This window comes from Lutibacter litoralis (assembly GCF_014646675.1).
GTDB classification, from domain to species: Bacteria; Bacteroidota; Bacteroidia; order Flavobacteriales; family Flavobacteriaceae; genus Lutibacter; species Lutibacter litoralis.
Genome location: NZ_BMNS01000005.1, coordinates 240970 through 264289, shown reverse-complemented (window position 1 = coordinate 264289; position 23320 = coordinate 240970). Strand labels below are relative to the sequence as shown.

Here is a 23320-nt window from a genome sequence, read left to right as displayed (position 1 = left end):
ACTTCATGTGCTTTTTTTATACCTAAATGGTATGAATGTTTTCATGGATTTTTTATCTTCCCCTAAATTTTAAAACTTTTTAATGAGAAAAATAGCATTACATTGGCAAATTATTTTAGGAATGGTAATTGGAGTAGTGGTTGGAATTTTAATGACTCAATTTGATGGTGGAAAAGAAATTGTACAAGACTGGATAAAACCCTTTGGTAAAATATTTATAAATTCATTAAAATTAATTGCAGTACCCTTAATTTTAGCTTCGTTAATAAAAGGAGTTTCTGATTTAAAAGATATTTCAAAATTATCTAAAATGGGAGGTAAAACAATTGGTTTATACCTAATTACCACAGTTGTTGCAGTTTCAATTGGTTTACTTTTAGTAAGTGTTATAAAACCAGGTAATTCAATATCTGAACAAACCAGATCAGAATTAGTAGAAAATTACACAAACGATACTGCAAAGTATAAAGAAGAAGCTTATAAACAAAAAGATAGTGGCCCCTTACAGGCACTTGTAGATATTGTTCCAGATAATATTTTTGGCGCGGCATCTGAAAATAAGAATATGCTTCAAGTAATATTTTTTGCAATATTTTTTGGAATCGGGTTAATTTTAATTCCTAATAAAAAATCAAAACCAGTAAAAAAATTCTTTGACGGTTTTAATGAGGTTATATTAAAAATGATTGATTTAATAATGCTTGCAGCACCTTATGGGGTATTTGCATTATTAGCAGCTTTAGTTGTAGAATCTCCAACTATAGATTTATTTAAAGCATTAATATGGTATGCTTTTACAGTTGTTTTAGGATTGTTAATGATGATTTCTTTTTATAATATTATTGTTTGGATTATAATCAAAAAAAATCCTTCAACATTTTTAAAAGGAATTTCACCAGCTCAATTATTGGCATTTTCAACAAGTAGTAGTGCGGCTACATTGCCCGTTACTATGGAAAGAGTTACAGAGCATTTAGGAGTTGATGAAGAAGTAAGTAGTTTTGTATTGCCAATTGGAGCTACTATTAATATGGACGGGACAAGTTTATACCAGGCTGTTGCTGCTGTTTTTATTGCGCAGGCATTTGGAATGGATTTATCTCTAGGCGCCCAATTAGGAATTATTGTAACTGCGACGCTTGCAAGTATCGGTTCTGCTGCAGTTCCTGGTGCTGGAATGGTAATGTTGGTAATTGTTTTAGGTCAAGCTGGTATTCCAGAAGCAGGATTGGCACTTATTTTTGCAATAGACAGGCCTTTAGACATGCTTAGAACTACCGTAAATGTTACAGGAGATGCTTCGGTATCTATGTTAGTTGCAAAGTCTATAGGGAAATTACACGAACCAAAAGTGAAAGACTGGGATGATGATTATCCTAAACATAAATTAAAAAAATAGAGGTTTCTTTTAAATTATTCTATAAATCTTTTTTTTAATTCTTTAGTTGGAATCATACAACTATCTTTTTTTCCAAACCATTTATAACGGTTTTTGGCAATATAATTATATACCCAATCTCTTATAAATGTTGGAATTATAATAAATACATACAATATTTTAAAGCCCCCATTTAATTTTTTTGAAATTATTATCGCTGCAGTAGATTTTTTATAGAAAGTGCCATTTTCAATAAGTATAATAGAATCCATTTTAATTTTTTTCGCTTTGTATTGTAACAATAGTTCTTTTGCAGCGTCTGATTGAAGAGAAGCAAATTTAAAATGTGCCTTTTTATCGTGTTTTATAATGAAATTAACCGACGCATTGCAAAGGTTACAAACACCATCAAAAAGTAGTATTGATTTGTTTTTTAAATTGTCCACTAGGCAAAGATACATGTTAAACGAATAAGTTTCTTTTAACATAAAATTAATACCTAGTTTCAATAGCAATTTATAATTTCGTTAAAAACAACAACCAAATGATTAAGATTGAAAAACTGCATAAATCATATCCAATAGGAAAAGATTCTCTTCATGTTTTAAAAGGTTTAGATTTACATATAAAAGAAGGTGAATTCGTTTCCATTATGGGTTCATCAGGTTCTGGAAAATCAACCTTATTAAATATTGTTGGGTTATTAGATAACCACGATGAAGGTAATTATTATTTAAATGGACAAAAAATTGAAAAGTTAGATGAAAAGAAAGCTGCAATTTTAAGAAATAAATTTCTAGGCTTTGTTTTTCAATCATTCAATCTAATTACCTACAAAACAGCTATAGAAAATGTTGCGCTTCCACTGTATTATCAAGGTATGGGAAGAAAAGAACGTCAAAAAGTAGCAATGCAATATTTAGAAAAAGTTGGATTAAAAGATAGGGCCGACCATTTACCAAGCGAACTTTCGGGGGGTGAAAAACAACGTGTTGCCGTTGCTAGAGCGCTGGCTACAAACCCAAAGGTAGTTTTGGCAGATGAGCCAACAGGAGCATTAGATTCTGCAACATCAGCTTCTGTAATGCAATTACTAAAAGATATTAATAGAGAAGGAATGACTGTTTTTGTAATTACGCACGAAGAAGACATTGCAGAACAAACAGACAGAATTGTTCGTTTAAAAGATGGTGTAATTATAAGCGATGAGAAAGTTAATAAAAAAGTAAACGCTTAATTATGTTCGATTTAGACCGTTGGAGAGAAATTTTCCAGTCATTGAATAAAAATAAACTAAGAACAGCACTTTCTGGTTTTACAATTGCATTTGCTATTTTATTGTTTACCTTATTATTTGGCGTAGGAAATGGATTAAAGCACACTTTTGAAGAACAATTTGCAGGAGATTCTCAAAACTCTATTTATGTAAATTCTGGTTTAACCACAAAACCCTATAAAGGCTTGCAAAGTGGGAGAAGAATTCAATTTAGAAACGATGATTCAAAATTTATAAATCAAGAATTTTCGGATAAAATTCAATTCTTTAGTCCGAATATTCAGAGAAATATGCAAGTTATTTATAAAGGTGAGCAAAATAGATATACGGTTAGAGCTGTATATCCAGATTATCAACCTTTAGAGTCAGCAGAAATTATAGATGGTAGGTTTTTAACCTATTTAGATGTCGAAAGAAAATCTAAAGTTGTTGCAATTGGAAAACTTGTTGAAAAAGATTTATTTGGAAATTTTAGTGCTCTTGGTAAAAATTTAAATATTGAAGGTATATCCTATAAAGTGGTAGGTGTTTTTAAAGATCCTGGTGGTGATAATGATGAGCGCTATATTTATACGCCCTTTTCAACATTTCAAGGAATGTACAAACCAAATGATGAATTAGATTATATTGGAATGACTTTTAGTCCAGATTTAAATGTTGATCAAGCAATAGCCTTTAGTAATCTTTTAACTAAAATGTTGAAAGAAAAACACAATGTTGACCCAAGAGATCAAGGTGCTATTAGAGTTCGTAATTATGCTGAAGGTACCAAAAATGTGCAACAATTTATGATTGTTTTAAATGTAATAATATTATTTATAGGAATTGGAACTTTGATAGCGGGTGTTATTGGTATAAGTAATATTATGGTTTATATAGTGAAGGAACGTACTAAAGAATTAGGTATCCGAAAAGCACTAGGAGCAACACCTAGATCCATTGTTGGAATGATTATGATGGAATCAATTTTTGTTACAGCTATTGCAGGTTATTCTGGTTTAATGATTGGTGTTTTTGCGTTAAAGGCGATAGGAGATACTTTAGAAGAAAAGTATTTTATTTTAAATCCAAGTGTAGAAACCTATGTAGTAGTTGGTGCAACAATAGTATTAATTATTGCAGGAACCATCGCTGGTTATATTCCAGCTAAAAGAGCAGCTAGTATAAAACCAATTGTAGCATTAAACGACGAATAATTATGTTAAAATTTTTAATTGATAAAGACACTTGGCAAGAAATTTATAGTAGTATTCGTAAAAATAAAATGCGAACTGGTATTACCATTATTGGTGTAATGTGGGGTATTTTTTTATTAGTTGTTTTATTAGGAGCCGCTAAAGGTGTAGAAAATAATTTTAATAAAATATTTGGAAGTTTTGCAACAAATAGTGTTTTTGTGTGGGCACAATCTACAAGTAAACCATTTAAGGGATTTCAAGAAGGTAAAAGACTTACCTTAAAAGTGTCTGATTTAGAAAATATTAAAAAAGAAATTGAAGGACTTGAGTTTGTAGTACCACGTCATCAAACACAAGCATTAGCTGTAAATAATTTTAAGTCGGGAAATTTTGGAATATTTGGAGATTACCCAGAATTGGATAATGTGCAAAAGAAAGACCTAGTTTATGGCAGATTTATTAATGATAATGATATTAAAGAAAAGAAAAAAGTTTGTGTAATTGAAGAAGAAATATACAAACAACTTTTCGATAAAGGTGTATATCCAATAGGTACTTATATTAAAATTAACAACATAAATTACAATATTGTTGGAATGTATAAAGAAGGTCAAATTGGTGGTGGTGGACCTCAAGGAAATATACATATCCCTTTTACAACTTTTCAACAAGTTTACAATAGAGGAGATAGCGTTGGTTGGATGATGGTAACAGGGAAACCAGAGTATGATATTACCCAAATTGAGGCAGATGTAAAATTGCTTTTAAGAAACTTGCATAAAGTACATCCCGAAGATGAAAGAGCTTTTGGTAGTTTTAATTTAGGGGAACGCATTGCACAAGTAACAAGGTTTTTAACAGGAATGCAATTTTTAACTTGGTTTGTAGGTATTGCCACATTAATTGCAGGTGTTTTTGCAATTGGAAATATACTTCTTATTACTGTTAAAGAGCGTACTAAAGAAATTGGAATACGAAGAGCATTAGGAGCTAAACCTTGGGAAATAAAAAGACAAATAATTTTAGAATCTGTCTTTTTAACAAGTATCGCCGGAGCTTTAGGAATTATTTTTGGAGGCTTAGTACTTATGTTAATTGATGCAACAATAGGTAAAGGACCAGATGCAGCTTTAACAAATCCAACTGTAGATATACCAGTAGTATTAATTGCTGCTCTAACTTTAGTAGTATTGGGAACATTAATAGGGATGATTCCTGCACAAACAGCAGTTAGTATAAGACCAATAGAAGCATTAAGAGAAGAATAAAGATAGAAATTAACTAATAAGAAAATAATTAACTAATGAAAAAAACATTAATTTTTGGAGGAATAGCAGTAGCACTTATAGCTGTTTTACTTTGGTTCGGGGCAAAAAATAGTCAATCTCCAATTCAATACGAAACTGAAACGCCATTTAAAACAAATATTATTAAGAAAACAGTTGCAACTGGTAAAGTTGTTCCTTTAGAAGAAGCTGAAATAAAACCAAAAGTATCAGGTATTATTGAAGAAATTTTTGTTGAGGAAGGAGCGGAAGTAGCAGTGGGAGATTTAATTGCAACAATCAGAGTAGTTCCAAATGTACAAAGTTTAAACAGTGCACAAGGAAACGTTAAAAATGCACAATTGCGTTTTGATAATGCAAAAACAAATTACGATAGAATTAAAGGCTTATTTGAAAAAGGTGTTAAGGCGCGTTCAGAATTTGAAGCTGCCGAATTAAGTTATAATAGTGCACAACAAGATTTAAGAAATGCAAAGGACAATCTTCAAATAATAAAAAAAGGTTCAACAGCAGGTATGGGTAAAACAGCAAATACCAATGTGAAAGCAGAAATTTCTGGTACTATTTTAGAGATCCCAGTACGTAAAGGAAATCAAGTTATTGAAAGTAATACATTTAATGCTGGTACTACAATTGCAACAATTGCAGATATGACCAAAATGATTTTTGAAGGAAAAGTTGATGAGGCTGAAGTTGGTAAAATTAAAAATGGAACTGTTTTAGAAGTTTCTTTAGGAGCAATTGAGAAGAAAAAATATCCTGCAAAATTAAATTTTATAGCACCAAAAGGAACAGAAGAAAATGGGGCTGTACAATTTAAAATAAAAGGAGATGTAACATTAGATGATGAATTTTTTGTAAGAGCAGGTTACAGCGCAAATGCAGATATAGTTTTAGAAAAAAAAGACAGTGTACTTTCCATTAAAGAAGCATTACTGCAATTCGATAAAAAAACTGAAACACCTTATGTTGAAGTAAAAATAGGTGATCAAGAATTTGAAAAACGTGATGTAGAACTTGGTATCTCGGATGGAATTAATGTAGAAATTTTATCTGGTGTAACTATAGATGATGAAATTAAAATTTGGAATAAAACTTCTAAGAAAGAAGAAGAAGAAGGTAATAACTAAATAATTATTGATTTATAATTTTTTAAAAGTGTTTTAATTTTTATTAAAACACTTTTTTTATATCTTTATACTAATACTTTTAACCACATAAAATTATTTTTTATGTATGATTTTTATCAGATAAAATTTAAATTAAAAGTTCGAAATTTATTATATAAAATTTTAAAGCCAATATGAATATGGAGAGTCAGTTATTATTCTTAAGTGATCTAAACTTCAATCTTGAAGTATGGAAAAGAGAGTTGAAATTTCAAGAAAGTGAAATGGATTATTTTGAAGAAAAATTAGAGTATGTTGCCATGCGAAACCTTGGAAAAGATGTTATGATACAACTAGAAGGTTTTCAAAATAAAATAATTCGAGAAAGAGAAGTAATGGGGCAGTTGAGGCATCGGCTTAGAATGAAAAAACGCGAAATAGCACAAGCTAAATACCAAAATAATCCAGAAGTTAAATTTCCTGAAAAACAAGTAACGTTAAAGGATGAAATGAAAACATTTGTAAGAATGCATTATGATTTAAAAGAGGATATGATGGATTTTTTCTTAAAATACCTTTAATTAAAAAAAACCTTTCCAGAAATGGAAAGGTTTTTTTTAACAAGTAGTTTTTTTTAACTAAATTGTTTTGAGATTTTTTCAGCTTTTCTATTCTCAGTATAATCATAAAATCCTTCACCCGTTTTAATACCTAATTTACCTGCTTGTACCATATTTATAAGTAACGGACAAGGTGCATATTTTGGATTTTTAAATCCATCGTAAATTATATTTAAGATAGATAGACAAACATCTAACCCAATAAAATCGGCTAATTGTAATGGCCCCATTGGATGTGCCATTCCTAACTTCATTACAGTATCAATTTCATAAACTCCAGCTACGCCATTGTACAGGGTTTCAATGGCTTCATTAAGCATTGGCATTAAAATTCTGTTTGCAACAAATCCAGGGTAATCATTTACTTCAACAGGAACTTTACCTAAACTTTCTGAAAGTTTCATGATTATTGAAGTAACTTCTTGAGATGTTGAATAGCCTCTAATAATTTCAACCAATTTCATAATTGGAACCGGATTCATAAAATGCATTCCAATAACTTTTTCTGGTCTGTTAGTAACTGCCGCAATTTGTGTAATTGAAATAGATGAAGTATTTGAAGCTAAAATTGCTTCTTTAGGAGCAACTTCATCGAGTTCTTTAAATATTTTTAATTTTAAAGCTATATTTTCAGTCGCAGCTTCAACAACTAAATCACTGTTTTTTACACCATCAACAATTGATGTGAAAGTTGTAATATTATTTAGAGTTTCTTGTTTTATGATCTCCGTAATTTTATCTTTTGCAACTAATCTATCTAAGTTTTTAGTAATTGTAGCCAAACCTTTACTTAAAGATTCTTTCGAAATATCAATTAGTTGAACTTTATAATTATTTTGCGCAAATACATGAGCAATTCCATTGCCCATTGTACCAGCTCCTATAACTGCTATATTTTTCATATTAATTAGATTATTAAATTATTAATTCTCCTTTTAAAAAAGTGATTGCTTGTCCACTTATTTCAACTCTTTCATTTAAATAGTTGCATTTTAAATAACCTGTTCTTTTTGAAAGCTGAATTGCAATTAAGTTGTTGTTATTTAGTTTTTTAGCCCAGAAAGGAATTAATAAGGTGTGCGCAGAGCCAGTAACTGGATCTTCATTAATACCAATTTTTGGAGCAAAAAATCGAGAAACGAAATCTACTTCATTTCCTTTTGAAGTTACTATAATTCCTGGAGCTTCAAGTTCCGTTAATTTTGAAAAATTTGGAGTCAAGTTTTTTATAATAGCTTCATTCTCTAATACAACTAATAATTTCCAAATTCCTTTAAAGGTTTTTAAAATTGGAGTATTTAGCGCATCTTTTAAAATTTGAGGAGTTTCAATTTCTTCAATTGCTTCCGAAGGAAAATTAAGGGTGTACCAATCTTCATTCTTTTCAACTGTTAAAACACCGCTTTTTGAACTAAATTCTAAAACCGATTCTTTATAATTTAATTCAGTAAAAATAATGTGGGCAGCTGCTAAAGTTGCATGTCCACATAAATCTACTTCGCAAGTAGGGGTAAACCACCTAAGCTCAAATTGAGTGTTTTTATTAACAAAAAAAACTGTTTCAGATACATTATTTTCTTCTGCAATATGTTGCATTAAATCATCTGAAATCCACTCTTCTAAAGGACAAACCGCAGCTGGGTTTCCTTTAAAAGTTTCATTTGTAAAAGCATCAACTTGATAAATTTTCATACTAGAAATCATTAATAATCATGTGTGCAACACGCAATGCTTCTGTACCTTGTTCTAAAGTAACAATTGGTGCTGTATTAGTTACAATTGCATCAGCAAAAGTTTCCAATTCATCTAAAATCGCATTGTTTGTAGCTATTGTAGGATTTTCAAAATAGATTTGTTTTTTAATTCCTTCAGCATTTTGTAAAATCATATCAAAATCTCCAGGTACTTTTGGAGCATCTTTCATTTTAACAACCTCAGTAGCTTTTTCAAAAAAGTCAACAGCTATGTACGCATCTTTTTGAAAGAAACGAGATTTACGCATATTTTTTAATGAAATTCTACTAGCAGTTAAATTGGCGACACAGCCATTTTCAAACTCTATACGTGCATTTGCAATGTCTGGAGTATCACTAATTACAGAAACGCCGCTTGCATGTACACTTTTAACTTTTGATTTTACGACACTTAAAATAATATCAATATCATGAATCATTAAGTCTAAAACAACAGGAACATCCGTACCTCTTGGATTAAATTCTGCCAACCTATGTGTTTCAATAAACATTGGATTTACAATGGTATCTTTAACAGCGATAAAAGCTGGATTAAATCGTTCTACGTGTCCAACTTGTCCTTTAACAGTATGTTTTTCAGCTAATTTAATAATGGCGTCAGCTTCTTCAACAGTTTTTGTAATCGGTTTTTCAATAAAAATATGTTTTCCTTTTTCTATTGACTCTTTAGCGCAATCGAAATGTGAAAGCGTAGGAGTTACAATATCAACTACATCAACAGCATCAATTAATTCTTGGACGGAATTGAATTTTTTATACCCAAATTCTTCCGCAACTTTCTGTGCATTTTCCTCAATTGGATCATAAAATCCAACTAATTCGTATTTTTTTGATTGGTTTAATAATTTTAAATGAATCTTGCCGAGATGACCAGCTCCTAAAACGCCTGCTTTTAGTATCATAAGAATGTATAATTTTATGTAAACAAAAGTAACAATCTTTATGCATTTATTCCTATTTTTAGCCTTTCAAATTTTAAATAAAAGTGAAAGATACTCACAAACATCAAGGACTTAGAAATCAATTAGTCACCACAATTAATGAGAAAGGTATTATTGATAAGAATGTTTTAAACGCTATTGCCGCTGTACCACGACATTTATTTATGGATTCTGGGTTTGTTGATTTTGCTTACCAAGATAAAGCATTTCCTATTGCTGCAGAACAAACAATCTCGCAGCCTTATACTGTAGCCTTTCAAACTGAATTATTGCAGGTGAAACCAAATGATAAGGTTTTAGAGATTGGTACTGGATCTGGTTATCAAACGGCAGTTTTACTGGAAATTGGTATACGAGTTTATACTATTGAACGCCAGAAAGAGCTCTTTAAAAAGACCAAATTATTTTTACCTAAATTAAATTACAAACCAAAAAAAATTATTTTTGGGGATGGCTATAAAGGATTACCAGAAGAAGCGCCTTTTGATGGAATTATTGTAACAGCTGGTGCTCCATTTGTACCAAAACCCTTATTAGCACAATTAAAAATAGGAGGTAGGTTGGTAATCCCTGTTGGAGATGAAGTGCAAACGATGACGTTATTTGTTCGAACTGGTGAAAAAGACTTTGAAAAACATGAATTCGGCAATTTTAGATTTGTTCCAATGTTAAAAGAGCGTAATTAACTGTAAAATTGGTTTAAAACTTTACGCTATAAATACGTTAAAAAAACCTAAAAGTAATTTTTAATATAGGTGAACATATAAAATCCAATCTAAGTTAGGCATATGATACCGAATTTAGTATTGGATTTGTGCATAGAATTTTCAAGTAAGTTTTTAATTTTATTCTTCAACTTTATGCCAAAATTGTGTTCTTCCAAGTAAAGCAAAACCTACATAACCTCTTACCTTAAGTTTGTTTGTCCCATCTAGAGTTATATAACATTTATACTCTTTTCCAGTTTTAGGATCTAATATTTTGGCGTCATTCCATTCATCACCGTCTTTAGAAAGGCCATTAATTATTTCCATTCCTTTAATAGGTTTGTTTTTCTTAGCACCCTTACATTCTTCACAAACTTTATCTTCTTTTCCTTTTTCAAGGAGTTCAACAATTTTTGCATAGGCTTTTCCATCTTTTTGATAGATTTCTACAATAGATTTTTCATTTCCTGTTTCATCATCAATAGTTTTCCATTTTCCAAAAATAGATTGAGATTGCACGGAAAGAATTCCTATAAAAAATAGGCAGCTAAGAATTGAGATTGTTTTTTTCATGTGTTTGTGTTATTTTGGTTTAATAGTCACATGCTACTCGCTATTCGTCATTTCATTAGTCGATAAACTTTTTAGCATGCTCATTTCATATTTGGTTAAATAAATGTTGTTTATAAAGTAAATTTATTATTAATCTGTTTGTGCATCAAATTGTTGCATCCATTTTCCTTGAACTTTTAAAACCTGTTCAATAACATCACGTACACAACCTGTTCCTCCTTTTTTTTGTGAAATATATTTTGAAATATCTTGAATTTCAGGTACTGCATCTTTTGGACAACAAGGCAATCCTACGATTTTCATAACAGGAAAATCTGGAATATCATCACCCATATACAACACATTTTTGGGATTGATATTGTTTTTGGTAAAATAGTCTTCTAATTGAATGGTTTTGGTATGTGTTCCTAAGTAGATATCAGTGATTCCTAAACCTTCTAAACGCTTACGAACACCTTCATTGCTTCCACCAGAAATAATACACACATTATAACCAGCATTTACAGCAGTTTTTAGTGCATAACCGTCCTTAATACTCATATTTCTAATCAATTCTCCGTTTGTAGTTATGGTAATAATACCATTGGTTAAAACACCATCAACATCAAAAATAAATGTGTCAATTTGTGGCATTATTTCTTTATAACTTTTTTCCATAAGTGTTGTAAATAGATTGGGTGAGCAATTTATAAATTTCTTTTTGATTTTTAGTCAACATAGCTTCGTGTTTTTTGAGTGTTTTTTTGTCGTTTCTCTTTGCTGGACCCGTTTGAGCATCAAAAGGAGTTAAAGTTTCAATTTTTGAAGCAGTTTCTTTAATTATAGGGTGTAAGATTTCAAAAGGAATGTTATTTTCTTCACAAATTTGATTGCCAATAAAATATAAATGATTTACAAAATTATTGACAAAAACCGCTGCTACATGTAATTTTTTACGTTGTTCAGAATTAATACTATAACAGTTTTTCGAAATAGTTTTAGCCAAATTTTCCAGTAATTTTAAATCTGGTTTAGATGTAGCTTCAATACAAATTGGGATATTAAAAAAATCAATTTTTTTATCTTTTGAAAAAGATTGAAGTAAGTAAAAGACACCCTTGTTTGCTTTGCATTTTAATTCTTTCATTGCTACACTTCCCGAAGTGTGAACGATTAATTTATTGTTGAAATTCAGCTTTTCTGAAACTTCTGAAATAGCATCATCTGCAACACAAATTATATAAATATCAGCTTCTTTTAATTGATTTAAATTAGTTGTTACTGAAGTAACATTTTTTAAATACTGAATTTTGTCAAGCGTTCTGTTATAAACCTCAATTAGTTCAATATTTTTTGATTTTAACAAAATAGCTGCTAAATGATAACCAACATTGCCACCACCACCAATTATACTAATTTTTATCATATCACGAAGATACTTTAAATGAAGAACAAAAAAAACTCCAACTTTTAAAAGTTGGAGTTTTTTATCTATTAACTAAAAACTACTATATTAGGCTTGTTTTTTAATTGCTGCTTGCGCTGAAGCAATTCTAGCAATTGGCACTCTATATGGAGAACAACTTACATAATTCATCCCTGTATTAAAACAAAATTCTACAGAACTTGGTTCACCTCCGTGTTCACCACAAATACCAACTTTTAAATTTGGTTTTGTACTTCTACCTTTTTCTGTACCCATTTTTACTAATTGCCCAACACCTTCTTGATCTAATACTTCAAAAGGATCAACTTTAAGAATTCCGTGTTCAATGTAAATTGGTAAGAATTTACCTGCATCATCACGAGAATAACCAAATGCCATTTGTGTTAAATCGTTTGTTCCAAAAGAGAAGAATTCAGCTTTCTTAGCAATTAAATCAGCAGTTAAAGCTGCTCTTGGAATTTCAATCATTGTTCCAACTAAATACTCAATAGTATCATTTCTTTCTTCAAATACTTTGTTTGCAGTTGCTCTAATAACAGCTTCTTGATTTTCAAACTCAGCTATTGTTCCAATTAATGGAATCATAATTTCTGGTTTCGCTTCAATACCTCTTTCTTTTAAGTTTAAAGCAGCTTCAATTATTGCTCTTGCTTGCATTTCTGTAATTTCAGGATACGTAATTCCTAATCTACAACCTCTATGACCTAACATTGGGTTAAATTCTTCTAACTCAGCAATTTTATTTTTAACAGCTTCTAAAGAAATGTGCATTTCTTCTGCTAGTTCTTTTTGTTGTGCTAAAGCGTGAGGAACAAATTCGTGTAAAGGTGGATCTAATAAACGTACTGTAACAGGTAGTCCGGCCATTGCTTCAAAAATTCCTTCAAAATCTTCACGTTGCATAGGTAATAATTGGTCTAAAGCTTCTTTTCTACCTTTAACAGTGTCAGATAAAATCATTTCACGCATTGCTTTAATACGGTCAACTTCAAAGAACATATGTTCAGTTCTTGTTAAACCAATACCTTGTGCACCAAACTTAACAGCAACTTTTGCATCTTTTGGAGAATCAGCATTTGTTCTAACCTTCATAGTTGCAAACTTGTCTGATAATTCCATTATTTCTGCAAATTCACCACTTAATTCTGGCTCAATAGTTGCAACTTTTCCTTCAATAATATTTCCTGTAGAACCATTTAAAGAAATCCAATCACCTTCGTGATATTCATGTCCATCAACTATTAATGTTCTGTTTTTATAATTAATTTTTAATGCTCCTGCACCAGATACACAACATTTACCCATTCCACGTGCAACAACAGCTGCGTGAGAAGTCATACCTCCACGTGCAGTTAAAATACCTGTTGCAATATTCATACCTTCTAAATCTTCAGGAGATGTTTCAATACGAACTAAGATGCTCTTTTTAAATTTGTCTGCTTCATCAGCAAAAAATACAATTTGACCAGTTGCAGCTCCAGGAGATGCAGGTAATCCTTGAGCAATTACGTTTGCAGATTTTAAAGCTTTAGGGTCGAATACTGGATGCAATAATTCATCTAATTTATTAGGCTCAATTTGCAATATTGCTTGTTCTTCAGTTATAAGTCCTTCTTTTAATGAATCCATTGCAATTTTAACCATTGCCGCACCAGTACGTTTTCCATTACGAGTTTGAAGAATCCAAAGTTTACCATCTTGCATGGTGAACTCCATATCTTGCATATCTTTGTAATGTAATTCTAATTTTTGTTGGTATTCATTTAATTCATTATAAATTTCTGGCATTAACTCTTCTAATGAAGGGTATAATTCAGCTCTTTCAGCTTCTTCAACTTTTGCTAATTCAGCCCAACGCAAAGAACCAATTTTTGTAATTTGTTGTGGAGTTCTTGTTCCAGCAACTACATCTTCACCTTGTGCATTAATTAAATATTCACCATTAAAAAGGTTTTCACCTGTTCCTGCATCACGTGTAAAACAAACACCGGTACCAGAGTTATCACCCATATTTCCATAAACCATTGCTTGAACATTTACAGCAGTACCCCATTCACTTGGATAACCATTCATGTTTCTATAATATACGGCTCTATCACCGTTCCAGCTATTAAATACAGCTACAACAGCTCCCCAAAGTTGATCCCAAGGGTTTGTTGGAAAATCGTGTCCAGTACGTTTTTTTACAGCATCTTTAAAATCGTAACAAAGGTCTTTTAAATCTTGAACTGTAAAATCTGTATCTAACTCTATATTACGTTTATGTTTTAAAGCTTCCATGATTTCTTCAAAAGGATCTATATCTTCTTTTGATTCTGGTTTCATACCTAAAACAACATCACCATACATTTGAATAAATCTTCTGTAAGAATCCCAAGCGAAACGCTCGTTTCCAGATTTTTCAGCCAAACCAACAACAACTTCATCATTTAAACCTAAGTTTAATACTGTATCCATCATTCCTGGCATTGAAACTCTTGCACCAGAACGCACAGAAACTAATAACGGATCTTCTTTGTCTCCAAATTTAGATCCCATTATATTTTCTATATTTTCTATAGCATCTTCAACTTCCCTAGTTATCATTTTAACAACCGCATCTTGTCCAAACTTGTTGTATTCTGTACAAACTTCTGTTGTAATTGTAAATCCAGGAGGAACAGGTATTCCTATTAATCCCATTTCAGCTAAGTTAGCTCCTTTACCTCCTAAAAGGTTTTTCATTGTACTATTACCGTCTGCAGTTTTATTTCCAAACTTGTAAACTCTGGTTTTCACTTCTTGTAGCGTCTCCATCTTATTTTATTTGTTTATTTATTAATCTTCTTGTTATAATGGCTACAAATTTAAGCACAGTCTATAAAGTATAATATGATTTTTGTCATCATATTTTTCGGTTTTCAACACAAAGTAATTTTTGTTACTTTTAAAATAGAAAGTATTTGCTGGAATTATCAATTCCTGATGATTTTTAAGATTTTTATTTAACCTGCTGTATATAAAAAAGAAATTTATTAAAAAAATAGCATAGAAATAGTCAAAAGGTTTGAAATAAAAATTTTGAATAAAACATAGAAATGTATTAAATATTAAGGTTAGAACGTATCTTTCTTAAATTTTTTAAAATGTTTTGTGATGAATTCCTAGATACTTTGAATTAATAAAAGCTAGTTAAAAACTGGTATTAAGCAATTCTCCAGAAATTTGTAATAATATTAATTCTGCATTTTTAGCGTCGTATTTCGCAGCATTTAAATTAGATTGTGCGTTTAATAGGTTTATTTGAGCTTGTCTAAACTCTATAGAAGTTGCTTGTCCTAACTTAAATTTTTCTTCAGTTCTTGAAAAATTGTTTTTATTGGTTTCAACATTTTTTTCTTCAGCATTTAAAATAAACAAAGAATTATTATAAACCTCTAAAGCATTTGCTACGTTTCGTTCTAGTTCATTTAATACTTTTTCTTTTTGGACTTTTAAATTATCTTCATAAATCTTTGCATTTTGGATTCGTGTTTTTGAAGCTCCGCCATCAAATAAATTCCAATTTAAACTCAAACCGGCATTTAAACCCTGAGAAAATTGTGTTGCGTAATTAAAACTAGCATCGTTATCAAATTTATTAAAACCATAAGAACTATTTAAGTTTAAAGTTGGTAATAAAGTAGATTTGTTAATTTTTATATCAAATTCACTTAACTCTAAGTTTTTATTGACTTTTTGAATTTCAATATTGTAATTTTTAGCTTTTTCTAAAAGTGTATTTAAGTCAAAATCTAAATTAAATTCAATATTTGTTTCTACTGAAAAATCTGTATAAACATTTCTTGCTAATGCTAAATTCAAATCTCTTTTAGAATTTGCTAATAAACGACGTGTATTTATGTATCTAATACTGTCGTTATTAACATCAACTTCTGCATTTAACACTTGAAGTTTTGTGTTTTGACCATATTCAAAGCCATAGTTTGCTCTTAATAAACGTTGTTTAGAAACGTTTAAAGATTCACTAATATTTCTACTATCCTCAGTCAATTGTGCTACATTATAGTAAATTGAAAAAATTTGTAATAATGAGTTTTCAATTACAGTTTGTGCTTCTAGTTTAGATAAATTATGGATTTCTTTTAATTTTTTATAATTGTAAGATCTTCCTAAACCATCAAAAAGTGTGTAATTTAAGCCAATTGATGCGTTGTAAGATTTAGATTCTGCGCCATTGTTTTCTGAAATAGTGCCGTTTTGTAATGTGTTTTCAGTATCATTTAAATTATAGTTAGCACCTGCATTTGCAGTTATTCGAGGTAAATAACCACTATTATTTAAGTTTGAATTGTTTTCAGCAATTTTAACATTATTTTTTGCAATTAAAATGCCATAATTATTTTCTAAAGCTAACTTAACGGCGTCTTCTTTAGTTAGTTTTTCTTGAGCAAAACTGCTTGTAAAACAAAGTAAAAATATAATTACTATCTTATTAATATAATTCATCTTCCTTAATATTTGATTCAATAATTGCTCTTTCAACTTCTTCTTTTGTAACTTTTTCACCAGTTCTTAACCATTTTAAAAATACTTTTATAGAATTACCTAACGATAATAATAAGGGTAGCATAACTAAAGTTAAAATGGTAGCGATTCCGATACCGTAAGAAATGGATAGTGCCATTGGTTTTAAAAATTGTGCTTGTCTGCTCTTCTCTAATAAAAGAGGAGCTAAACCAGCAATTGTTGTTAATGATGTTAAAAATATTGCTCTAAATCTAGAAATTCCAGCTTTAAATAATGCCTGATCATATTTTAGTCCTTGTTTTAAATTTGAATTTACCTTTCCAATTAGAACTAACCCATCGTTCACTAAAATTCCAATTAATGCAATTATTCCCAACGCAGATAGCACATTTATGGGGAATCCGTGAATCCAATGTCCCCAACCTACACCAATTAAACTAAAAGGTATCATAATCATTAATAATAAGGGCTGATCATAAGACCTAAATGTAAATGCAATTGTTATATAAATTAACAATAGTATGATAGGAAATGTTTTTGATGCTGAACTAGAAGTTTTTTGAGCCTCTCTATTTTGTCCTTCATAAATAGCTGATACTGTTGGATATTTTGATAAAATTTCTGGAATAACAGTAGTTTTAATATTTTCAATTGCATCTACGGCACTACCTTCTGGATCTTTTAAATCTGCATTTACTTGAATTTCTCTTTTTCCAGCAAGGTGATTTATAGCAACTTCACCTCTTTGAATAGTATAAGTAGCAATTTCTCCAAAAGGAACGCGATTTCCTGTGGGTGTTATAATCCACATATTATCTAAATCTTTTATAGAAGATCTATCCTCTTTTAGATAACGTACCCAAACCTTAATTTCATCTTGTCCACGTTGAAAACGTTGTGCTTGATATCCAAAAAAACCTGCTCTAACTTGGCTCATTACTGTTTGTAGATTTAGGCCTAATATATATGCATCGTTTTTTAATTTGATTTGTACTTCTTTAATACCTTGAGGATCATTATCCGAAATATCTTTTAATTCAGGGTCTAAACTTAAAGCAGTTTTAAGCTCTTCTTTTGCAGCTTTTAACTCCTTAATATTATTTCCTAAAAGAGAAACAGCAACAGGACTTCCTCCAAAACGACCACCAGAACCGTAGGTTAAACTTTCTGTACCATAAAAAGTTCCAGCTTTTTCTCTAATTGAATTTGTAATTTCAGGTGAAGAAAACTCTCTAGATTCACCAGGTAATAGATTTACGGTTAATGAAGCATTTGAAGTTCCAGGACCAATACGTTTAATTACATTTTGAACAACTCGCTGATTATCAGATTGTTTTTCGGTATATTCTTCGCTTACTAACCACACAGCTTTTTCAATTTCAGAAATTATAGAATCTGTAATTTTTTCATTAGTTCCTTGCGGCATTGTTAAGTTAATTGCGACTCTATCACTTGCTATTTTAGGGAAAAAGTCAGTTTTAATAATACCTCCTTTTATACTAAAAATTGTAAAAATTAATAATGCTATTGGAATTGCAAACCCAGCAATTTTATTTCGTAAAAAGAATTTTAAAAAAGGAGCATAGAGCTTATCTCGAATTAAAAATAAAAAACTTTCAGATTTTCTATTAATAGCTGAGAAAATTTGATTGATTTTTGTTTTCTTTTTTTCTTTTCGAACCAATGCCTTAGAATGTGCAATATGTGCGGGTAAAATAATTAGAGCTTCTATTAAAGAAATAGCGAGCGTGAGTATTACTACTGACGAAACTTCACCAAAAAATTTACCTATTCTTCCATCTAGAAAATAAAATGTTGAAAAAGCTAATATTGTTGTTATAATTGCAGAAACAATAGGAGGTATTACTTCTAAGGTACCGTCAATGGCTGCTCTAATTGGAGATTTGCCTTTTTCGTAGTGATTGTAAATATTTTCACCAATAACAATACCATCATCAACCAAAATACCTATAACGATAATCATTCCAAAAAGTGATAATACATTTATTGTAATATCTAAGATTGGAGCAAAAACAAACATTCCAAAAAACGAAATTGGTAATCCAGCTGCTACCCAAAATGCTAATCTTGGATTAAGAAATAGTGATAAAAAAAAGAGTACCAGTAAAATACCTATAACACCATTTTTTACAAGTAATTCAGTTCTTTGAATTAATGTTACAGAGCTATCGCTGGCAACATTAATTTTAACATTATTGTATTGTTGGTTAAATTTATCGATATATTCATTTACGATACTAGCAGATTTAATCAAGTCTTCATTGTTAGTATTTGTAATAGAAATATTTAAAGCAGCTTCACCATTAAAGTAACTTCTATCTGGAGTTTCAGACCAAGTATCTTTTACTGTTGCAACATCGCTTAATCTAATAATATTGCCGGAATTATCACTTTTTACAGGAATATTTAATAATTCTAATCCTTGGTATTTTTTATTACGCGCTCTAATTAAATAATCCTCATCAGTTGTTTTTATGTTTCCACCAGAAATTAAAATATTTGCATTTGAAACTGCCTGAGCAACTTCTTGAAATGAAATATTATAAGCTCTTAAATCACTTTCCTTTATTGCTATATCAATTTCTTCAGCGGGAAAACCAGTTAAAGCTACTTGAGAAATGCCTTCCATTGCTCTAATATCATTTTCTATGGTTCTACCATATTGTTTTAAAGTTGCCAAAGGTAAATTGTCCCCACTTACTGTAAATGAAATGGTTTGCCTTACACTTTCAATTTTTGAAATAACAGCAGGTTCCATTCCAGAAGGAAAGGAGGGAACTCTATCAACTGCATTTTTTACATCCGCTAAAACAACATCAATATCTTTTCCTTTTTCAACTTCAATACTAATAGAAGCTGAATTTTCTCTAGAAACTGAAGTAACTCTATCAACACCAACAATACCTTTTAAATTATCTTCAATTTTAAGCACAATACCTTCTTCCATTTCTTCAGGTGATGCTCCAGGGTAAGATACACTTACACTTATGCTATCTGAATCCGTTAATGGAAAAAAGGAAGATTTCATTGAAAGTACCCCAAATATTCCAAAAATTATAAATGCAATAATAAAAATATTAACTGCAACCGGGTATTTTATAAAATAAGTAATTACTTTTTTCATAGTAAATTAGTTGTTGTTAGTTTCATTAATTGTTTTAACTAACATGCCATTATAAGCTCCAGGAAGAGGCTTGGATAAAATAGTTGTTCCATTTTCTAGTCCTTGTATAATTACAGTATTATCATTAAAGTATACAGGGTTTACGGAAACTAAGTTTAGGCTTGAATCTTTTACTATGAATACTTTGGTGTCATCAACTAATAACTTTCGAGATATTTCTATTGCATTTTTAATTGATTTAGATTCTAAATCAGCAGTTAAATACATACCTTCTCTAAGTTGATTTCCTGTAACTTGTAAATAGGTTTTTACAGTTTGTGTAGCTTGGTCAATTTTTCCATTTACTCTTACAACTGTTGCTTCCCAGCTACTAGTTTTATTAAGATTGTAAATAGTAACTTTGATTCCCTTTTTAAGTAAGTTAGCACTAGATTCATTAATGTTTACTTCCATTTCATAAACCGATGGGTCAATATATTCTCCTAATTTTTGACCTATTCTAACCAAAGAGCCTTGAGTTACCATTGCCTCTGTTAAAACGCCATTAAAAGGAGCTTTTAAGGTATATTTAGCATGTTTAACTTCTAAATTTTTAACATTATAATAATTTGTAATAATGCCTCTTCCAGAAATAAAGAACTTTTCTTTTTCAGAATTTGTTTCAGGAAGTTTAGAAGTAGTTTTATTGATATCGAAATTATTTAAATATGATTTCCACTTTAAATATTCATTTGGATAATCTAATTGAATATCTGGCATTATTGCAGTAATAGCATTAAATAAATTACTTTTTTGTGCTTTTAAGTTTGCATAAAACTCGTCACTATTTATGGCTATAATAGTTTCGTTTTTTACATATTGAGTTCCTGTTTTATAATTTTTTGAAGTCTGTTTTAAAATTCCTTGAACTTCAGAAAATAACTCAATTTTGTTTTTTGCGGTTAAACTACCACTTGCTGTTATAATAACAGGAATAGCTTTGTTTTCAATTGTAGTTGTATAAACAGTACTTACTATTTTATTAAAGGTTGGTTTTCCTTTTTTGTTGCTGTTTGCAATAGCCATACCGCCAATAATTGACAGCGCAATAAGTAAAAGGCTTAAAATTGTAATAATTATTTTTCTCATAATTTAAATGAATGTACTTTAGAAATATTTAGTTGAATTTTTTTAATAGTATCAATTGCTTGAAAAATTTCAGTATCAGAAATTCCTTTTTGAAATTTTTTAATAGTTTTTTTTAAGAGAGGTAAGGTAGTTAAGTATATTTTTTCTCCGTAGTTAGTTAAATAAATAGTTTTAACTCGTTTGTCTGTTTTTATGGATTTTCTAGAAATAAGCCCTTTTTTTTCCATAGTTTTAATAAGTCGAGATAATGATGTTTTATCACTTTCTGTAATAAGCGCCAAATCGTTTTGAGTTTTACCGTTGTTCTTTGTTAATACATTTAAAACTATAAATTGCTCTATACTTAGATCAATAGAATGATCTTTAAAGGTTTTATTAATAAAACAAGCTTGCATTTTGGCAATAATACCAATCCAAGGGAAAATTGAGGTTTCTAAGAACAATATATTTTTAATTTTAGCAAATATAATATTTATTAACATAGTTGCACCTACAACTATGTTAATAAATGTTAACAAAGCACTAATTTTTAAGTATTTTAATTAATTAAATAGTTGTCTGAATAATTAGCATAAATTTTCAAAAATAAAAATGTTATATATTTGCTTTAAATAAAAATTTATGGATTTAAAATTAGATGTTTTAGCTGTGGGAGCGCACCCAGATGATGTGGAACTAGGCTGTGGAGCTACCTTGGCTAAAGAGATTTCATTAGGAAAAAAAGTTGGAATTTTAGATTTAACACGTGGAGAATTAGGTACAAGGGGTTCTGCTGAAATTAGAGATCAAGAAGCTAAAAATGCAGCAACTATTTTAGGTGTCGAAATTAGAGAAAATTTAGCTTTTTCTGATGGTTTTTTTAGTAATGATAAAGCACATCAGCTTGAAATTATTAAAATAATACGAAAATACAAACCAAATATTGTGTTATGTAATGCTTTTGACGATCGGCATATAGATCATTCAAAAGGCAGTAAAGTAGTGTCTGACGCTTGTTTTTTATCAGGTTTGGTTAAAATTGAAACACATTTGAATGGTGATATACAAGATGCTTGGAGGCCGAAACAAGTATATCATTATATTCAATGGAAAAATTTAGAACCTGATTTTGTTGTTGATGTGTCTGGGTTTGTTGAGACTAAATTATCAGCGGTAAAAGCTTATAGCTCACAATTTTATGATCCAAATAGCAAGGAGCCAAGTTCTCCAATTTCAAGTAAGAATTTTTTAGATAGTATTGTTTATAGAGCGCAAGATTTAGGTAGGTTGATTGGCACATCGCACGCAGAAGGTTTTAATACAGAGCGTTATGTAGCTGTAGAAAATTTAGATAAATTAATTTAATAAAATGTTTGTATAAAATTGAACAATGTTTTACATTTGCATCCGCGATTAAATGGTGGTTGTAGCTCAGCTGGTTAGAGCGCCGGATTGTGGTTCCGGAGGTCGCCGGTTCGAACCCGGTCTTCCACCCATATTAAAAGGTCTGTTTTTCAGACCTTTTTTTGTTTTTAATCTTTCTTTTTATGATAAATAATACAATTTCTAATAATTATTTTAATAGTTTTACAAACTATAAATTAAATTATTAAAATGAAAAATTATATCTACATTGTTGCTTTATTAATTACAACTTCCATTTTGGCTCAAACTACAAGTAATATTGAATTGCAACAGCAAAAAATAAAATTGGCTTTAAGTTATAATGATAAAGATGCTGCAGCAGCTGCAATGTATTCTATTATTGCAATTGAAGGCGAGCAAAGCACTTATAAAGATAGTTTGGCTTATATGTATTTTAATGATGCTAAATATATTTCTAGTTTTTTAGTAACCAACGATATTTTAAAAAACAAACCTGATAATTTAGAATTATTAGAAATGAATGCCATTTCTATAGAAAATATGGGTGCTTTAGAAAAAGCCGTTGAAGTATATTCTAATTTATTAGCTAAAACTAAAAATAATTATCACGCGTATAAATTAGCAACTTTACAAGTTGCAACCAAAAAATTTGTTGATGCCTATAAATCTATTAAGGGAGCTGATTTACTTGAAGATACAGGGGAAATAAAAGTGAATTTTCAAGTAAATAAAAATTATAACCAAAGTGTAGATTTAAAAGCTGCTATTGCTTATTTAGAAGGTATTATTTTACTTAATTTAAATAAACAAACAGAAGCTAAGCTAAGTTTTATGCGTGCTGTAAATTTATTTCCAGATTTTGTGCTTGCTAAAAGTAAAATATCGACCATAGAAAATTCAGAGAAAAAAGAAGAATAGGGTCTTT

21 protein-coding genes and 1 tRNA gene are annotated in these 23320 nt (G+C 29.9%); 10 read left to right on the top strand and 12 right to left on the bottom strand.

What is annotated here, in order from left to right; all coding sequences use genetic code 11:
- Positions 1-82 precede the first annotated feature (82 nt).
- Complete coding sequence (locus tag IEW75_RS09580) at positions 83-1399, top strand: dicarboxylate/amino acid:cation symporter (RefSeq protein WP_134246692.1); 1317 nt, start codon at positions 83-85, stop codon at positions 1397-1399.
- Positions 1400-1413: 14 nt separating this feature from the next.
- Here IEW75_RS09580 and IEW75_RS09575 read toward each other — a convergent pair whose 3' ends face one another.
- Entirely contained in the window at positions 1414-1824 is a 411-nt protein-coding gene (locus tag IEW75_RS09575; protein ID WP_229714426.1) for a thiol-disulfide oxidoreductase DCC family protein, read from the bottom strand.
- A gap of 98 nt (positions 1825-1922) precedes the next feature.
- Here IEW75_RS09575 and IEW75_RS09570 point away from each other — a divergent pair, with 98 nt between their 5' ends.
- The 5 genes from IEW75_RS09570 (at position 1923) to IEW75_RS09550 (ending at position 6808) form a co-directional block, all read left to right on the top strand.
- Positions 1923-2615 carry an ABC transporter ATP-binding protein gene (locus tag IEW75_RS09570; protein ID WP_134246693.1) on the top strand — a complete coding sequence of 231 codons (693 nt, stop codon included), beginning with the start codon at positions 1923-1925 and terminating at the stop codon, positions 2613-2615.
- 2 nt (positions 2616-2617) lie between these two features.
- Positions 2618-3850, top strand: coding sequence for an ABC transporter permease (locus IEW75_RS09565; protein WP_134246694.1), 1233 nt, complete (start codon positions 2618-2620; stop codon positions 3848-3850).
- A 2-nt stretch (positions 3851-3852) separates the two neighbouring features.
- Positions 3853-5100 carry an ABC transporter permease gene (locus IEW75_RS09560; protein ID WP_134246695.1) on the top strand — a complete coding sequence of 416 codons (1248 nt, stop codon included), beginning with the start codon at positions 3853-3855 and terminating at the stop codon, positions 5098-5100.
- A gap of 35 nt (positions 5101-5135) precedes the next feature.
- Entirely contained in the window at positions 5136-6248 is a 1113-nt protein-coding gene (locus IEW75_RS09555) for an efflux RND transporter periplasmic adaptor subunit (protein ID WP_134246696.1), read from the top strand.
- A gap of 173 nt (positions 6249-6421) precedes the next feature.
- Positions 6422-6808, top strand: a complete 387-nt coding sequence (locus IEW75_RS09550) for a hypothetical protein (RefSeq protein ID WP_134246697.1) — start codon at positions 6422-6424, stop codon at positions 6806-6808.
- A gap of 53 nt (positions 6809-6861) precedes the next feature.
- Here the strand turns inward: IEW75_RS09550 and IEW75_RS09545 are convergent, their stop codons facing one another.
- From IEW75_RS09545 to IEW75_RS09535, 3 genes are read right to left on the bottom strand one after another with little or no spacing between them, the layout of a single operon-like run.
- The gene (locus tag IEW75_RS09545) at positions 6862-7749 is read right to left on the bottom strand and encodes a 3-hydroxyacyl-CoA dehydrogenase family protein (RefSeq protein ID WP_134246698.1); all 888 of its coding nucleotides are present in this window, start codon (positions 7747-7749) and stop codon (positions 6862-6864) included.
- Positions 7750-7762: 13 nt separating this feature from the next.
- Positions 7763-8539, bottom strand: a complete 777-nt coding sequence (locus IEW75_RS09540; protein ID WP_229714425.1) for a PhzF family phenazine biosynthesis protein — start codon at positions 8537-8539, stop codon at positions 7763-7765.
- A 1-nt stretch (position 8540) separates the two neighbouring features.
- A complete protein-coding gene (locus IEW75_RS09535) occupies positions 8541-9500 on the bottom strand; it encodes a Gfo/Idh/MocA family protein (RefSeq protein WP_134247191.1) in 960 nt (319 codons plus the stop codon).
- A gap of 86 nt (positions 9501-9586) precedes the next feature.
- Here IEW75_RS09535 and IEW75_RS09530 point away from each other — a divergent pair, with 86 nt between their 5' ends.
- The gene (locus tag IEW75_RS09530) at positions 9587-10228 is read left to right on the top strand and encodes a protein-L-isoaspartate(D-aspartate) O-methyltransferase (protein ID WP_134246700.1); all 642 of its coding nucleotides are present in this window, start codon (positions 9587-9589) and stop codon (positions 10226-10228) included.
- Between the two features lie 159 nt (positions 10229-10387).
- Here IEW75_RS09530 and IEW75_RS09525 read toward each other — a convergent pair whose 3' ends face one another.
- From IEW75_RS09525 to IEW75_RS09490, 8 genes are all read right to left on the bottom strand, one after another.
- Positions 10388-10822, bottom strand: a complete 435-nt coding sequence (locus IEW75_RS09525; protein WP_134246701.1) for a DUF2147 domain-containing protein — start codon at positions 10820-10822, stop codon at positions 10388-10390.
- A gap of 129 nt (positions 10823-10951) precedes the next feature.
- A complete protein-coding gene (locus tag IEW75_RS09520) occupies positions 10952-11479 on the bottom strand; it encodes a KdsC family phosphatase (RefSeq protein WP_134246702.1) in 528 nt (175 codons plus the stop codon).
- Positions 11463-12227, bottom strand: coding sequence for a Rossmann-like and DUF2520 domain-containing protein (locus IEW75_RS09515; protein WP_134246703.1), 765 nt, complete (start codon positions 12225-12227; stop codon positions 11463-11465). Before IEW75_RS09515 ends, IEW75_RS09520 begins: the two co-directional genes overlap by 17 nt.
- Positions 12228-12314: 87 nt before the next feature.
- The gene (gene ppdK, locus IEW75_RS09510) at positions 12315-15044 is read right to left on the bottom strand and encodes a pyruvate, phosphate dikinase (RefSeq protein ID WP_134246704.1); all 2730 of its coding nucleotides are present in this window, start codon (positions 15042-15044) and stop codon (positions 12315-12317) included.
- A 375-nt stretch (positions 15045-15419) separates the two neighbouring features.
- Positions 15420-16736, bottom strand: coding sequence for a TolC family protein (locus IEW75_RS09505; RefSeq protein WP_134246705.1), 1317 nt, complete (start codon positions 16734-16736; stop codon positions 15420-15422).
- The gene (locus IEW75_RS09500; protein WP_134246706.1) at positions 16723-19902 is read right to left on the bottom strand and encodes an efflux RND transporter permease subunit; all 3180 of its coding nucleotides are present in this window, start codon (positions 19900-19902) and stop codon (positions 16723-16725) included. Before IEW75_RS09500 ends, IEW75_RS09505 begins: the two co-directional genes overlap by 14 nt.
- A 6-nt stretch (positions 19903-19908) precedes the next feature.
- Positions 19909-21030, bottom strand: coding sequence for an efflux RND transporter periplasmic adaptor subunit (locus IEW75_RS09495; RefSeq protein ID WP_134246707.1), 1122 nt, complete (start codon positions 21028-21030; stop codon positions 19909-19911).
- The gene (locus tag IEW75_RS09490; protein ID WP_134246708.1) at positions 21027-21548 is read right to left on the bottom strand and encodes a MarR family winged helix-turn-helix transcriptional regulator; all 522 of its coding nucleotides are present in this window, start codon (positions 21546-21548) and stop codon (positions 21027-21029) included. The genes IEW75_RS09495 and IEW75_RS09490 overlap by 4 nt, the downstream gene beginning before the upstream one ends.
- Positions 21549-21651: 103 nt before the next feature.
- Between IEW75_RS09490 and bshB1 the strand changes: the two genes are divergently transcribed.
- From bshB1 to IEW75_RS09475, 3 genes are all read left to right on the top strand, one after another.
- Entirely contained in the window at positions 21652-22374 is a 723-nt protein-coding gene (gene bshB1 / locus IEW75_RS09485) for a bacillithiol biosynthesis deacetylase BshB1 (protein ID WP_134246709.1), read from the top strand.
- A 54-nt stretch (positions 22375-22428) separates the two neighbouring features.
- Positions 22429-22504, top strand: a tRNA-His gene (locus IEW75_RS09480).
- Positions 22505-22623: 119 nt separating this feature from the next.
- A complete protein-coding gene (locus IEW75_RS09475; protein ID WP_134246710.1) occupies positions 22624-23313 on the top strand; it encodes a tetratricopeptide repeat protein in 690 nt (229 codons plus the stop codon).
- Positions 23314-23320 lie beyond the last annotated feature (7 nt).